15 protein-coding genes and 2 pseudogenes are annotated in these 13,629 nt (G+C 72.0%); 9 read left to right on the forward strand and 8 right to left on the reverse strand.

What is annotated here, in order from left to right; genetic code table 11:
* Positions 1-50 precede the first annotated feature (50 nt).
* Together SM418_RS16435 and SM418_RS16440 are read left to right on the forward strand one after the other, a co-directional pair.
* Positions 51-791, forward strand: a complete 741-nt coding sequence (locus SM418_RS16435) for a TetR/AcrR family transcriptional regulator (protein ID WP_371941627.1) — start codon at positions 51-53, stop codon at positions 789-791.
* Entirely contained in the window at positions 788-1,174 is a 387-nt protein-coding gene (locus SM418_RS16440) for a VOC family protein (protein ID WP_371941629.1), read from the forward strand. Before SM418_RS16435 ends, SM418_RS16440 begins: the two co-directional genes overlap by 4 nt.
* Here the strand turns inward: SM418_RS16440 and SM418_RS16445 are convergent.
* Complete coding sequence (locus tag SM418_RS16445) at positions 1,152-2,063, reverse strand: LLM class F420-dependent oxidoreductase (protein ID WP_371941630.1); 912 nt, start codon at positions 2,061-2,063, stop codon at positions 1,152-1,154. The two genes, SM418_RS16440 and SM418_RS16445, sit on opposite strands and share 23 nt — an antisense overlap.
* A gap of 125 nt (positions 2,064-2,188) precedes the next feature.
* Positions 2,189-2,521, reverse strand: a complete 333-nt coding sequence (locus SM418_RS16450; RefSeq protein ID WP_371941631.1) for a hypothetical protein — start codon at positions 2,519-2,521, stop codon at positions 2,189-2,191.
* 130 nt (positions 2,522-2,651) lie between these two features.
* Between SM418_RS16450 and SM418_RS16455 the strand changes: the two genes are divergently transcribed.
* On the forward strand, positions 2,652-3,407 hold the full coding sequence (locus SM418_RS16455; protein ID WP_371941632.1) for an alpha/beta hydrolase: 756 nt from the start codon (positions 2,652-2,654) through the stop codon (positions 3,405-3,407).
* On the opposite strand, the gene SM418_RS16460 is transcribed toward SM418_RS16455, so the two are convergent.
* Positions 3,399-4,070, reverse strand: a complete 672-nt coding sequence (locus SM418_RS16460) for a TetR/AcrR family transcriptional regulator (protein WP_371941633.1) — start codon at positions 4,068-4,070, stop codon at positions 3,399-3,401. The two genes, SM418_RS16455 and SM418_RS16460, sit on opposite strands and share 9 nt — an antisense overlap.
* A 106-nt stretch (positions 4,071-4,176) precedes the next feature.
* On the opposite strand from SM418_RS16460, the gene SM418_RS16465 reads away from it, so the two are divergent.
* Entirely contained in the window at positions 4,177-5,568 is a 1,392-nt protein-coding gene (locus tag SM418_RS16465; protein WP_371941634.1) for an MFS transporter, read from the forward strand.
* A gap of 148 nt (positions 5,569-5,716) precedes the next feature.
* On the opposite strand, the gene SM418_RS16470 is transcribed toward SM418_RS16465, so the two are convergent.
* Positions 5,717-6,052: an MmcQ/YjbR family DNA-binding protein gene (locus SM418_RS16470; protein WP_371941635.1), complete on the reverse strand. Its 336-nt coding sequence runs from the start codon at positions 6,050-6,052 to the stop codon at positions 5,717-5,719.
* A gap of 318 nt (positions 6,053-6,370) precedes the next feature.
* Here SM418_RS16470 and SM418_RS16475 point away from each other — a divergent pair, with 318 nt between their 5' ends.
* The 5 genes from SM418_RS16475 (at position 6,371) to SM418_RS16495 (ending at position 10,650) form a co-directional block, all read left to right on the forward strand.
* Positions 6,371-7,015, forward strand: a complete 645-nt coding sequence (locus tag SM418_RS16475) for an ABC transporter permease (RefSeq protein ID WP_371941636.1) — start codon at positions 6,371-6,373, stop codon at positions 7,013-7,015.
* Positions 7,012-8,034, forward strand: coding sequence for an ABC transporter ATP-binding protein (locus tag SM418_RS16480; RefSeq protein ID WP_371941637.1), 1,023 nt, complete (start codon positions 7,012-7,014; stop codon positions 8,032-8,034). The genes SM418_RS16475 and SM418_RS16480 overlap by 4 nt, the downstream gene beginning before the upstream one ends.
* Positions 8,031-8,798, forward strand: a complete 768-nt coding sequence (locus SM418_RS16485; RefSeq protein ID WP_371941638.1) for an ABC transporter permease — start codon at positions 8,031-8,033, stop codon at positions 8,796-8,798. The genes SM418_RS16480 and SM418_RS16485 overlap by 4 nt, the downstream gene beginning before the upstream one ends.
* Before the next feature lie 19 nt (positions 8,799-8,817).
* Positions 8,818-9,789 (forward strand): glycine betaine ABC transporter substrate-binding protein, encoded by a 972-nt coding sequence (locus tag SM418_RS16490; protein WP_371941639.1) that lies wholly within the window; start codon positions 8,818-8,820, stop codon positions 9,787-9,789.
* A 123-nt stretch (positions 9,790-9,912) separates the two neighbouring features.
* Entirely contained in the window at positions 9,913-10,650 is a 738-nt protein-coding gene (locus SM418_RS16495) for an HU family DNA-binding protein (protein ID WP_371941640.1), read from the forward strand.
* A gap of 25 nt (positions 10,651-10,675) precedes the next feature.
* On the opposite strand, the pseudogene SM418_RS16500 reads toward SM418_RS16495, so the two are convergent.
* From SM418_RS16500 to SM418_RS16515, 4 genes and pseudogenes are all read right to left on the reverse strand, one after another.
* Positions 10,676-11,095: pseudogene (locus SM418_RS16500) on the reverse strand (acetyl-CoA hydrolase/transferase C-terminal domain-containing protein); the annotation flags it as partial.
* A gap of 324 nt (positions 11,096-11,419) precedes the next feature.
* Positions 11,420-11,908, reverse strand: a pseudogene (locus tag SM418_RS16505) (4-hydroxybutyrate CoA-transferase); the annotation flags it as partial.
* Complete coding sequence (locus SM418_RS16510; protein WP_371941641.1) at positions 11,908-12,522, reverse strand: CBS domain-containing protein; 615 nt, start codon at positions 12,520-12,522, stop codon at positions 11,908-11,910. The pseudogene SM418_RS16505 and the gene SM418_RS16510, both read right to left, overlap by 1 nt.
* Positions 12,523-12,717: 195 nt before the next feature.
* Complete coding sequence (locus SM418_RS16515; RefSeq protein WP_371941642.1) at positions 12,718-13,569, reverse strand: DUF72 domain-containing protein; 852 nt, start codon at positions 13,567-13,569, stop codon at positions 12,718-12,720.
* Between the last annotated feature and the right edge of the window lie 60 nt (positions 13,570-13,629).

Genomic DNA, 13,629 nt, shown 5'->3' on the forward strand with positions numbered 1-13,629 from the left:
CCTCACTTCGGTCTTGACGGTGTGAGGACTCACTCCGTACCGTGGGCGGCATGGAGTCCAAGAGCCGGCGCCGGGCGCCGGGCATGAGCCCGCAGCAGCGCCGCGAGATGATCGTGCGGACCGCCCTGCCGCTGGTCGCCGAGCACGGCACGACCGTGACGACCGGCCAGATCGCGCGCGCCGCCGGGATCGGCGAGGCGACGATCTTCCGCGTGTTCGCCGACAAGGACGAACTGCTGGACGCGTGCGTCGCCGAGGCGCTGCGGAACGACCACGTCGTGGCGGAGATCGCGGAGATCCCGCTCGACCAGCCGCTGCCCGGCCGGCTCGCCGAGGCGAGCGCCGCGATCGAGGCCTACCTCGTCCGCATGGGCATGGTCATCGGCGCCCTGCAGGCCACCGGCCGCCGCGGCCGCGGCATGCCGGGCCCCGGCGACCCCGGAGGCGGTGGTTTCGGCGGAGCCGGGAGCGGCCCGGACGTGCACGGCAGCGCCGGGGACGGCCGCGCCGGGGGCGGGCAGGCAGGGGACGGGCAGGCAGGGGGCGGTCTCGACCGCGACGCCACCATGAACCGCACCCGCGACGCCATAGCCGAACTGTTCGAGCCCGAACGCGACCGGCTCCGCCTGCCCGCCGAGCAGATCGCGAGCCTGTTCCTCGGGCTCGCCTTCACCCGCGCCCGTCCTCCCGCAGGCCCCGTCGAGTCCGGCCCGTCCATGGAGGAGTACCTGGACGTCTTCCTGCACGGAGCCCTCAAGCACGGAGCCCTCAAGGAAGGAACCCCTGAATGACGATCAGCCTCAACCACATGATCGTGACGGCCGCCGACAACGACGAGGCCGCCCGCTTCTTCGCCGCCGTCATGGGCCTGGAGTACACGGGCCCGCACCCGCAAGCGCGGCATTTCGTCCCGATCCGCGTGAACGGGAGCCTCACGCTCGACTTCCTGACGGTCGCGCATCCGCAGGGCCACCACCTGGCCTTCGACGTGGACGCCCTCACGTTCGACATGGTCGTCGACCGCCTCGACGCCCGCGAGATCCCGTACGGCGACGAGCCCGCGCATGCCGACAACCAGCGCGTGGACGAGTCCCACCCGCTCGGCGGCAGGGGCCTCTACTTCTCCGACTCCAGCGGGAACCTCTACGAGCTCATCGCACCGTCACGTTCTTGAGGAACTCCCGGGTGCGGGCCCGGTCCTCGCCCGGCATGTACTCGGCGGCGACGAAATCGGTGACGCCCGCCTTGGCCAGCTCCTCCAGTTTGGCCTCGACCGCGTCCTCGTCTCCGATGACGGCCAGGTCGGCGGGGCCGTCCACGCCCTCCCGGTCCATCATCGCCCGGTAGGACGGCAGGCTCCCGTACATCGCGAACGTCTGGCCCGCCTGTTCCCGCGCGCGCTCTGCGTCACTCGTGACGCAGAGCGGCAGGATGCAGACCACCCGTGGTTCCTCGCGCCCGGCCGCCTTGGCCGCCGCCGTGATGGTGGGAGCGATGTGCTCCGTGACGGTTTTCGGGCCGGTCATCCACAGGACCGTCCCGTCCGTCCTCTCCGCCGCCAGCTTCAGCATCTTCGGGCCGAGCGCCGCCAGCAGCAGCGGCACGCGCCCCTCGTTCGCCACGTTCAACCCGATGTGGCCCTGCAGCGTCTCGCCCTTGAAGGACGCGTTCTCCCCGCTCAGCAGGGGGAGCAGCACCGACAGGTACTCGTCCATGTGCCGGACGGGGCGGTCGAAGCCGTACCCGTACATGTCCTCGATGACGATCTTGTGGGAGAGGCCGACGCCGAGCGTCAGCCGTCCCCGCAGGGCCAGCGCGGTCGTCCGCGCCTGCTGCGCGAGGACGGCCGGATGGCGCGGATACGTCGGCACCACCGCGGTGCCCAGCTCGATGCCGGGGACGTCCCGCCCCGCCATGGCGAGGGCGGAGAGCGCGTCCACCCCGAAGATCTGCGAGATCCAGGCCGAGGGGAACCCGTCGTCCGCCGCGCGCCGCACATCGTCGGCCAGCGCGCCGAGCGCGTCCGCCCCGCCGCGCTCGTACAGCAGAACACCAACCCGCACAACGACCTCCCTAGAACCGTGTAACTGGATCCTTACACATGCGGCGGGTGATCCGACACGGGTCCTGCTCCCCAGATCGACGGCGGCCCGGTCTCCAGTCCTTCGCGCGTGGCCGCGGACGCGGTTCACGGACCGTCGGGGCAGCCGGTCCGGGGGGCGTACTTCTGCGCCAGCTCGCGGTCGTTCGCCGCCCACCTGCGGTGCCGGGCGGCCGACTGCAGGTGCAGCTCCGCCTCCTCGGGATGGGCGGCGGCCATCTCCTCTAGCAGCGTCGCGGCCCGCTCGTGGGCGCGGGCCGAGGACACCATCGCACGGTAGGCGTACCCGTCGGTCTCCCGCTTGCGCGCCGCGGACGTCCCGCCGAGTTCCGGGACCTCCGGGGATCCGGCCGCGCGGCTCACCTCGTCCGGCCGGCTCCCGCGCGCCCCTACCCGGACCGCGCGGTCTTCGCTGTCCATACCCGCCGGCCTGACGCCCGAGCCCCCCGATCGACCAACCCTCCAGACACGTTCCACTCCTACCCAGCAACGCGCTCGTTCAGCCTCACCCAGGGGGGCGAACGCCGGGCGCGGCCCGCGATGACCGATCATGGAGGACGTGACGACTCCCGAACCGCTCACCCTCTACACCGCCGACGGCGTGCGGATCGACGCAGGTCACCTGGGGGGCGACGGCGACGTGTGCTTCGTCCTGGCGCACGGGTTCACCTGCTCGTGGCGGCAGCCCGCGCTGCGCCGGATCGCCGGGGCCCTCGGTGCGCACGGCGGCGTCATCGGCCTCGACTTCCGCGGTCACGGAAGGTCGGGCGGGCACTCCACGGTCGGTGACCGGGAGGTGCTCGACCTCGACGCGGCCGTCGCGGCGGCACGCCGCAGGGGATACCGGCGCGTCGTCGTCACGGGGTTCTCCATGGGCGGCGCCGTCGTCGTCCGCCACGCCGCGCTGCACGGCGGGGTCGACGCCGTGGTGTCGGTCAGCGCGCCCGCCCGCTGGTACTACCGCGAGACGGTGCCGATGCGGCGCGCGCACTGGGCGGTCGAGCGCCGCCTGGGCCGGGTGGCGGTCCGCCTCGCCCGCGGCACCCGCATCGCCCCCAAGGGCTGGGATCCGGTCCCGGAGGCGCCCCACGAGGTCGTCGGACGCATCACGCCCGTGCCGTTGCTGATCGTCCATGGCGACGCGGACGCGTTCTTCCCGCTCGAACACGCCCATCAGCTGTACGAGGCGGCGTCCGACCCGAGGGAACTGTGGATCGAGCCGGCGTTCGGCCACGCCGAGGTGGCCGCCACGCCAGAACTGATCGGGCGCATCGCGAAATGGGCGACCGGCGCCGTTTCACGCTGATTCTGTCTTGACCAGGCCATCGATGAGGCTCTGCAGCCCGAATTCGAAGCGATCCGTCAGGCGGGGGGCCAGAAGCTCGTCCGCCACCGCGACGAGGTCCGGATACCGGTCTGCGGGGAGTCCGCCCAGGTAACGTCCCACTTCGGCGAGGCGGGCTCCGTTGGCGGCCCCCTTCCCGAAGGCGATCTCCTGCACGGCGAAGCCGATGACGTAGAACACAAGGACCAGGTAGCCGTAACTGGCCATCCGGTCGTCGAAGCCGGACCGCCGCAGAAGACCGATGACCCGGTCCGCCAGGCGCAGCCCGTTAGGGCCGAAGGGGAGGCGGCCCGGCAGCAGGCGCGTCGCGGCGGGATGCGACAGGAGGACCTGGCGCAGATCCATTCCGAGGCTGGAGAGCCGCCGCTGCCACGAATCCCCCTCGTCGGCGGCAGGTAGCGGGCACTTGCCGATGACCGTGTCGATGAGCAGGTCGAACAGTTCGTCCTTGCTGCGGACGTGCCAGTAGAGCGAAGGCGACTTGACCTCGAGTTCGACGGCGAGCCTTCGCATGCTGAACGCGTCGAACCCGTCCCGGTCCAGCAGGTCGAGGGCGGCACGGACGATCTCGGCACGATCCAGCCGCGGTGCCGCCGCGTGCTCCTCGCGCGGGAACCCGGCCATCACGCTCCCTCCTCACGTCCCTCGAACCTCACGTCCTCGAATCTAGCAGTGCGAGAGATCCCCTAGCGGTGTTAGATTGCCTCTAACAGTGCTAGGGAGGTTGATCGTGGTCGATCGAACGTCGGCGTCGCCGGCCCGCGACACGGGCGCCCCGGACTCGCCCGGCTGGTGGCCGCTGGCCGCGATCGTCGCGGCGGTGTTCATGCTCATGCTGGACGCGACCGTGACGACCGTCGCCGTGGCGGGAATCCACGCTGATCTGCACGCCGGAATCGGCGACCTGCAATGGGTGATGAACGGCTACACGATGGCGATGGCGGCATTCCAGCTCACGGCCGGCTCACTGGCCGACCGCTGGGGACGGCGCCGCTCGTTCCTCGCCGGAGTGGCACTGTTCACCCTGGCGTCGCTCGCATGCGGACTGGCGCCGAACGCGGGCCTGCTCATCGCCGCGCGAGTGGTGCAGGGGCTTGCGGGCGCGCTGATGTTCGCCACCACCCTCGCCCTCATCGCCCAGTGCTACGCCGGCCGAAGACGAGGAGTGGCCTTCGGCGTGCGGGGAATGGCCGCCGGTCTCGCCGTCGTGCTCGGCCCGGTCGTGGGCGGCGCGCTCGTGTCCGGCCTCGGCTGGCGGTGGATCTTCCTGGTCAACGTCCCCGCTGGAGCCGTCACCCTGGCCGTCGGCGCCTCCGCGCTGCCGCGGCGGGACCCCGCGCACGGCCCCCGGGGCATCGACCTCCTCGGCCCGCCACTGCTCGCCGTGGCGCTGACCCTGCTCGTCCTCGGACTGCTGCGCGGCCAAGAGGACGGATGGAGCAGCGGCCGAATTCTCGGCGCATTCTGCGGCGCGTCGATCGCCTTGCTGCTCTTCACCGTCGTAGAACACCGCCGCAGCGACCCGATGCTGGATCTGTCCCTCTTCCGCGACCGCGTGTTCAGCGGCACGCAGGTCGGATCCTTCACCATCCAAGCGAGCATCTTCGCGATGCTGATCTACGTGTCGCTGTGGTTCCAGGACGGCCTGCACTACTCGGCCATGAAAACGGGGCTGTGCTTCTTGCCGCTCGTGGTTCCCATCCTTCTCGCGGGCCCGCTCGCCGGTGCGGCCATGGACCGGTTCCCCAAGGGCCCGCTCGTCTCGGGCGCACTGGCCGTCCTCGGTGTGGCGATCATGCTCATGCGCGGCCTCACCCCCGACGCTTCATGGACGGACCTCGTTCTTGGCATGCTGCTGGCCGGCCTGGCCTGCGGCGTGGCCCTCCCGACCCTCGGCGGCCTCGCGGTGGACATCCCAGACCAACGGCACCTCGGCATGGCCTCCGGTGTGAACAACACCGTCATGCAGATCGGCTTCTCCGTGGGCATCGCCGTCTACGGCGCGGTGGTGAGCCGCCACCACGCGTTCACCGACGCGCTGAACGCCCTCTTCACCATCGGAGCGGCGGCCGCTCTGGCCGGCGCCGCCATCACCGTCGTCACGCTGCGGAAATCCGTCTGAGCTGTGAGAACCCGAAGTTTTCCACATTCTCGCAGCGGCCCCCGGCCACTCGCGCCGCCTGGCAGCCCTGAAACGCCGTCCCCGCTGACCGTCCGCAGCAAGGCCAGGTCGTGTGCCCGGCGCGCGGGTGGGCGATCGGGGCGGCGTCTCAGGGGCGGTCGATGAGGTTCACCAGGCGCTTCGGGGCGATGAGGCGGTAGCTGTCCTCGATGAGTTCCGCCATCTCCTCCCAGTCGTGGTCGACGTCGAGACGTGCGCCGACCCAGCCCTTGCCGCCCACGTACTTCGGGACGAAGAAGCACTCGGGGTTCTCCGCCACGAGGGCCTCCTGCACACCGGGGCCGGCCTTGAACGTCATCGAGAGGCCGTCCTCGCTGGTCATCACGAACAGCTTGTCGCGGACCCGGAAGGAGGGCGAGGTATGACCGCCGAACGGCTTCTCCGTCGCCTCCGGCAGTGAAAGGCAGATCTCCCGAATCCTCATCCGCACATCCACATCGCTCACCGCGTACGCCCTTCCTGATCACCAGCCTGCCCGGCAATCGTAGGAGGCCCCTCGGACATCGGCAGGAAGTTCGACCACCGCCGCCCACGCCGTTTACGCCGCTCAGCCGCCGGCGCAGCGGAAGCGTCGGCGGCGAGGCCCGCGCGACGGCGCCGGAGCGACGGGCGAGGCCTTAACCGATCTGTGCCCTCGGCCGTTATTGCCAGACTGATCATCCGTAGGCAGATTCTGAGGTATGGGAGACGCGAGCCGTACCGTCCTCGCCCGGGCTCCCGCCGTCCCGCGCGGGGGGCGGCGATGAGCTTCTCCGACTACCTTTCCGAACGCTGGCCCACCATCGCCCGGCTGGCGGCAGAGCACGCCGAGGTCGTCCTGATCGCCGTCGCCATCGCGGCCGTCATCGGGATCGGGCTCGGCATCGCCGTCGAGGGACGCCCGCGGGCGAGGGGGCTCGCCCTCGGTGTGACGGGCACCATGCTGACCGTCCCTTCGCTGGCGCTGTTCGGCCTGCTCATCCCGCTGTTCGGGCTGGGGCTCGCGCCGACGATCACCGCGCTGGTGCTGTACGCGGTGTTCCCGATCCTGCGCAACACCATCACCGGGCTCGACGGCGTGCCGGGCGCGGTGGAGGAGGCGGCCCGCGGCATGGGGATGAGCCCGCTGAGCCGCATGCTGCGCGTCAGGCTGCCGCTCGCCTGGCCGGTGGTGCTCACCGGCGTCCGGGTCGCGACGATCATGACGGTCGCGATCGCGGCGATCGCCGCCGCCGTCGCGGGGCCCGGCCTCGGCGAGCTGATCTTCGGCGGGCTGGCCCGGATCGGCGGGGCGAACGCGCTGAACGACACCCTCGCCGGGACGCTCGGCGTCGCCGTCCTCGCCCTCGTCCTCGACCTGCTGTTCGTCGTGCTGTCTCGTCTCACCACCGCCAAGGGGCTGCGATGACCGAATCCGCCGCCACCGGCACCACCGAGGCCGGCGCGCCGCAGCGCCCGGAGATGATCCGGCTGGAGGGGGTGAGCAAGCGCTACCCCGGGCAGGACGTCCCGGCGGTCGACGACCTCACGCTCGGCGTCCGGGACGGGGAGATCGTCGTCCTGCTGGGGCCGTCCGGCTGTGGCAAGACCACCACGCTGCGGCTGATCAACCGGCTGATCGAGCCGACCGCGGGCCGGATCCTCCTCGGCGGCGAGGACGTCACCCGGGCCGACCCGGACGAGCTGCGCCGCCGCATCGGGTACGTCATCCAGCAGGTCGGGCTGTTCCCGCACATGACGATCGCCGCGAACATCGGGCTCATCCCGCGGACGCTCGGCTGGAAAAAGAAGCGCGTGCGGGAACGCGTCGACGAACTGCTCGACATGATCGGCCTCGACCCCGGCACCTACCGGGGCCGGTACCCGAAGGAGCTGTCGGGCGGCGAGCAGCAGCGCGTCGGGGTCGCCCGAGCGCTCGCCGCCGACCCGCCCGCGATGCTGATGGACGAGCCGTTCGGCGCCATCGACCCGATCACGCGGGAACGGCTCCAGGACGCCTTCCTGGAACTCCAGGCCCGGATCGGCAAGACGATCGTGCTCGTCACCCACGACCTCACCGAGGCGCTCAAGCTCGGCGACCGGATCGCGATGCTCGGGCAGCGGGCGAGGCTCGTCCAGTACGACACGCCCGCGGCGATCCTCGCCGAGCCCGCCGACGAGTTCGTCGCGTCGTTCGTCGGGACGGGCGCGGCGATGCGCCGGCTCAGGCTGGTCGAGGTCGGCTCCATCGCGCTGCCGTCCGCGCGCCCCGGGCATGCGGGCGGCGCGACCGTCCGGTCCGACCAGTCCCTCTACGATGCGCTGGACGCGATGCTGCGGGCCGGTGCGGAGAGCGCGACCGTCCTGGACGAGGACGGACGCCCCGCCGGCACGGTCTCGTGGTCCACGATCGTCCGGGAGACCCCGGCACCGGGCGGTGAACGGTGACGGTCACCGCCGTACCGGAGCGAACGGGGCCGGGCGAGGAGACCCGGGGCCGTACCGGCCTCCTCGTCACGCCGGTCTTCCTCCTCCTGGTGTGCGCGGCGCTCTACGCCTACCTGCGCGGGCTCGACCTGGACCCGATCGAGCGCCGGTCCATCAACCGGGCCGAGATCGTCCACCAGTTCGGCGAGCACATCGGCCTGGTCGCGGTGTCGACGGCGCTCGTCCTCGCGGTCGCGATCCCGCTCGGCGTGCTGCTGACCCGGCCCCGGCTGCGCGGGCTGTCCGCCCCGTTCCTCGCCCTCGCCAACGTGGGGCAGGCCGTCCCGTCCATCGGGGTGCTGGTCCTGCTCGCCGTCACGGTCGGCATCGGATTCCAGAAGGCGGTGATCGCGCTCATCCTCGTCTCCGCGCTGCCGGTGCTGCGCAACACGATGGTCGGCCTCCAGGGCGTCGACCGGTCGCTGGTCGAGGCCGGTCGCGGCATCGGGCTGTCCAGGACGGCGGTGCTGTTCCGCGTCGAGCTGCCGCTCGCCGTCCCGGTGATTCTGGCCAGCGTCCGCGTCGCGGTGATCCTCAACGTGGGCAGCGCGACGCTCGCGGCGTTCACCAACGCGGGCGGCCTCGGCGAGCTGATCAACACCGGCATCGCGCTGAACCGGACGCCGATCCTGCTCACCGGCAGCGTCCTGACCGCGGTGCTCGCCATGGCCGCCGACTGGCTCATCGGACTCGTCGACCACGTCCTGCGCCCCCGCGGCGTCTGAACCCCTGAGGAGAGTCACCATGCGCCTGCTCCCCACCGGCCCGTCGCGCGTCGCCGCCTGCCTCGCCGCCGTCACCCTGACCGCAGGATGCTTCAGCTCCGGCGGCACCGACGCCAAGGCGGGCAGCCTGGCCGAGGGCAACTCGCTGAAGGGCGTCACCCTCACCGTCGGGTCCAAGGAGTTCACCGAACAGCTCGTCCTCTGCCAGGTCACCGCGCTCGCGCTGCGTTCGGCGGGCGCGACCGTCCGGGAGAAGTGCGGGCTCCAGGGGAGCAACACGACGCGGGCGGCGCTGACGTCCGGGGGCATCGACATGTACTGGGAGTACACGGGCACCGCCTGGATCAACTACCTCAAGCAGACCGAGCCGATCGGCGACCCGGTCGCGCAGTACAAGGCCGTCGCCGAGCAGGACCTCGCGAAGAACAAGGTGAAATGGCTCGCGGCGGCGCCCGCGAACAACACCTACGCCATCGCGGTGAAGACGACGACCATGCGGCGGCTCGGCATCGAGAACCTGTCGGACTACGCCGCCCTGGCGAAGCACGACCCGTCCAAGGCGTCCACCTGCGTCGCGAGCGAGTTCGCCGGACGCAGTGACGGGTGGCCCGGCCTGCAGAAGTCCTACGGGTTCACGCTGCCGAAGTCCGCCGTCGCGACCCTGGCCGAAGGCGCCATCTACGACGCCGTCGGCAAGGGCGAGCCCTGCAGTTTCGGTGAGGTCGCCACCACCGACGGGCGCATCAAGGCGCTGGGCCTGACGCCCGTCCCGGACGACAAGAGGTTCTTCCCGGTCTACAACCCGGCCCTCACCGTCCGGGGCTCCGTCTACCAGGACGCCCCGGCCATCGGGAAGATCGCGGACCCGATCGCGGCGGCGCTGACGGACGCCGTCCTGCAGGAACTCAACGGCGAGGTCGACATCGAGGGCAAGCAGCCGGCGGAGGTCGCCGAGACCTGGCTGAAATCCAAGGGGTTCATCGGCAGGTAGGGCAGGTAGGGCAGGTAAGGCAGGTAAGGGAAGACGGCGGGCCTCGATGCGGATTGCCGGGTCCCGGCCGCCGTGCCGCACTACGCTGAGCAGCACATATCGCCACAGTGAAGGGCACGGCGCATGAACCGCAGTGAACTGGTCAGGTCCGTGGCGGAACGCGCGGGCAGCGACGACTCCGCCGCCCGCCGTCACGTGGACGCCGTGTTCGACACCGTGATGGAGCGGGTGTCCGCCGGGGAACGCGTCATCGTGACCGGGTTCGGGACGTTCGACAGCCTCTCCCGTCCGGCCCGCAGCGCCCGCAACCCGCGCACCGGGCAGCCGGTCGCGGTGCCCGCCGCGCAGGTGCCGCGGTTCCGGTCCGGGCAGACGTTCCGGAACCGCGTCGCCGGAAGCGCCCCGGCGCCCGAGCCCGCCGCCGAACCCGCCCCCGAACCCGCCCCCGGGCCCGTCCCCGGGCCCGCCCCCGAGCCTGTCCAAGTGGAGGTGGCGGTGACGGCGACGGTCGACGCGCCGACCCCGAAGAAGTCCAAGAACGGCAAGAACCCCAAGAAGACCGCCGCGGCGAAGAAGCCGTCCGGGAAGGCCGCCGTGGTCGCCTCCCCGCCCGCGAAGAACGCGAAGAGCACCCAGAGCACGAACAGCGGCAAGAGCACGAACAGCGGCAAGAGCACGAACAGCGGCAAGAGCACGAACAGCGGCAAGAGCACGAACAGCGGCAAGAGCACGAACAGCACCAAGGGCGCCGACAGCACGAACGGCGCCAAGGGCGCCAAGGCCATCAAGGACGTGAAGCGCCCGAAGGACGGGAAGAAGAAGGCGGGGAAGGCGAAGGCCCGGGTCAAGGCCGCCAAGTAGCCCGGCCGCCCGGCGCGGCGGGATCTCAGCGCAGCGGGAATCCGAGTTCGCGTCCCTGCACGCGCAGGTCGTCGCGGGCGGACGGATGCGCCACCTGGTCGACGATCTGCTGGGCCTGCGACGCGGAGTCGCGGCCCCAGATCGTGGCGGTGCCCTGCTCGCTGACGATGAAGCTGTGCTGGAACGAGGTGACCGGCCCGGACAGCCGCGGGATCACCGTGGACACGTCCGCCCGCGGGTGCCAGGACGGCAGCGCGATGATCGCCCGGCCGCCGGGGGAGTGCAGCGCGCCGACGACGAAGTCGGTCTGCCCGCCGAACCCCGAGTAGATGACCCCGCGCACGCGGCTGGCGTTGGCCTGCGCGTAGAGGTCGACCTGGAGCGCGGAGTTCACCGACACCAGCCTGGGCCGCCGCGCGATGAGGCTCGGGTCGTTGGTCTTCTCGGTGCGCAGCATCCGGACGCGCTCGTTGCGGTCGGCCCAGTCGTACAGCTCCTCGCTGCCGAACGCGAACGAGGCGGTGATCGGCGTGTCCGGGTCGAGCGCCCCGGCCTTCTCCAGCGCGAGAACCCCGTCGCTGAACATCTCCGACCAGATCCCGAGCCCCCGGCGTTCGAGCAGCGAGGCGAGCACCGCGTCCGGGACGGCGCCGATGCCGAGCTGCAGCGTCGCCCGTTCGGGGACGAGTTGCGCCACCCGGCCGCCGATGTCGCGGGCGACGTCCCCGGGCGGCCGCGGCGACGGGCTCGCGAGCGGCTCGTCCGACTCGATCGCGTAGTCGATCTCGTCCACCGCCATGACGGCGTCCCCGAAGGTGTGCGGCATGTGCGGGTTGAGCTGGGCGATCACCAGTCCGCCGCGGGCGCGCACCGCCTCGACGGCGGCGGGCAGGATGTTGACCTCGATGCCGAGCGAGACCGTCCCGTTCCGCGGCGTGGACGTCTGGACGATCACGACGTCGGGCGGCAGCGACCCCTTCAGCAGGTTCGGGACGAGCGACAGCCGCGACGGGAAGTAGCGCAGGTGCGCGCGGCGGCGCATGCCGGCGCCGACGAACGGCGTCTCCAACTCCACGCCGTCGCGGTCCGGCAGCTCGCCCTGGGCGTTGAGCATGAACAGCCGGTACTCGGAGGCGGCCTCGTCCAGGACGGCGAGGGCGCGGCGCGGGGTGGCGAAGTTGCCCCCGACGACGACCCGCGGGCGTCCGGGCAGGCCCCCGAGGACGGTGGCGAGGTGTGACTCGGATATGACGCGCATCAGGCCTGCCCGTGGGTCGTTTCCTGGATCGAGACGTGGGTGACGCCGGGGACGGTCCGGGCGAGGATGCCGGCGATCCGGCGGGCGGGCTCGTCCGCGCCGCCGCGCAGCTCGACGGTGCCGTCCCGCACCGAGACGTCCCAGCGTTCCCCGCCCGGCCCGTACTCGTCGATCGCGGCGAGCACGTCGTCGCGGATGCGGGCGTCGCCGCGGGCGAGGATCGCGATGAGGTCGCGGCGGCTGACGATGCCGACGATGCCGGACTCCGCCAGCACCGGCACGCTCTTGATCCGCGTCCGCATCATCGTCTCGGCGAGGGTCGCCACGTCGGTGCCCGGCCGCGCGGTCTCCACCTCGCGGGTCATGACCTCCTCGACCAGCCGCGGCGACGGGGTCGCCGGCGTCGCCACCGGCCGGGCGAAGGCCCGCGGGTCCCGCTCGAACACGCCGCGCAGGAGGTCCATCTCGCTGACGATGCCGGCCAGCCGCCCCTCCCCGTCCACGACGGGCAGCGCGGTGATGTCGTGCTCGTGCAGGACGCGGATCGCCTGGCGGACCGTGGCGGTCCGCGGGATCGTGACGACGGGCGAGGTCATCGCCTCCCGGACCAGCATGGCCTGTTCTCCTTCCAGCGAGGACGCCGTTCACCTACCCGAGCGGGACCTCCCGACCCCGCCCCTCCATGATCGCGCATTCCGGCGGCCAGAGCACAGTGCCGAACGTCCCGGCCCGGACCGCCGCCCCGCCGGACGCCGGCGCCGAGGGCTGGAAGGGCGCGTGCCCAGAACAGCGTGCCTAGAACAGCGTGCCTAGAACAGCGTGGGCGGCTCGGCCGGCACCGGCTCCGGGAGCGGTTCGACCTCCGGCGCCCGCGCCCGGACCTCGTCGTGGAAGCGGCGGGCCAGCGTGAGGGCGTCCGCGTTGTCCGGCGTGTGGACGAAGAACGTGGGCGACCGTCCCTCGCGCACCCACTCGGCGGCCTTCTCGACCCAGAACCGCCAGCCCTCGACGGTGCGCTCGGTGTCGTCCCGCCCGAGATAGCGGACGATCGGACGGTCGGTGAGCGCCGCCGACCGGCGCGGCACGCGCGGCTTCTTCGTCCACGCGTCGCGTTCGGCGTCACTGGTCGGCCGGCTCCGGAAGAAGGCGGTGGTGTCGAACGGAACCCACTCGGCGCCGGCCCGGCCGAGGACCCGCTCTAGGTCGCGCGCGGGCCCCGCGTCCTCGAAGAACGCCCGATGACGGACCTCGACGGCGTAGCGGTGCGCGGCGGGGAGCCCGCGCAGGAACGCGGCGAGCGTCCCGAGGTCGCCGGGGCCGAACGAGCCCGGCAGCTGCACCCAGAGCGCGTGCGCCCGCGACTCCAGCGGCTCCATCGCCTGCAGGAACGACCGGAGCTCCTCGCCGGAGCCGGCGAGCCGCCGCTCATGCGTGATCGTCTTCGGCAGCTTCACGACGAACCGGAAGTCCGGCGCGGTCTGCTCCGCCCACGACTCCACCGCGCTCCGCGCCGGCGTCGCGTAGAAGGTCGTGTTGCCCTCCACCGCGTCGCACCAGCTCGCATAGGCCCGCAGCCGCTCGCCCGGCGGCAGCGCCGGTGGCAGGAACCGGCCCTGCCACCGCGCGTGGGCCCACATCGCGCACCCCACATGAACCCGCATGCCGAGACGCTACCGGACGTCGCGGCGCGGGCGCCGCCCGAACATCGCGGCGCGGGCGCC

This window comes from Actinomadura chokoriensis, assembly GCF_041463665.1.
Lineage (GTDB): Bacteria > Actinomycetota > Actinomycetes > Streptosporangiales > Streptosporangiaceae > Spirillospora > Spirillospora chokoriensis_A.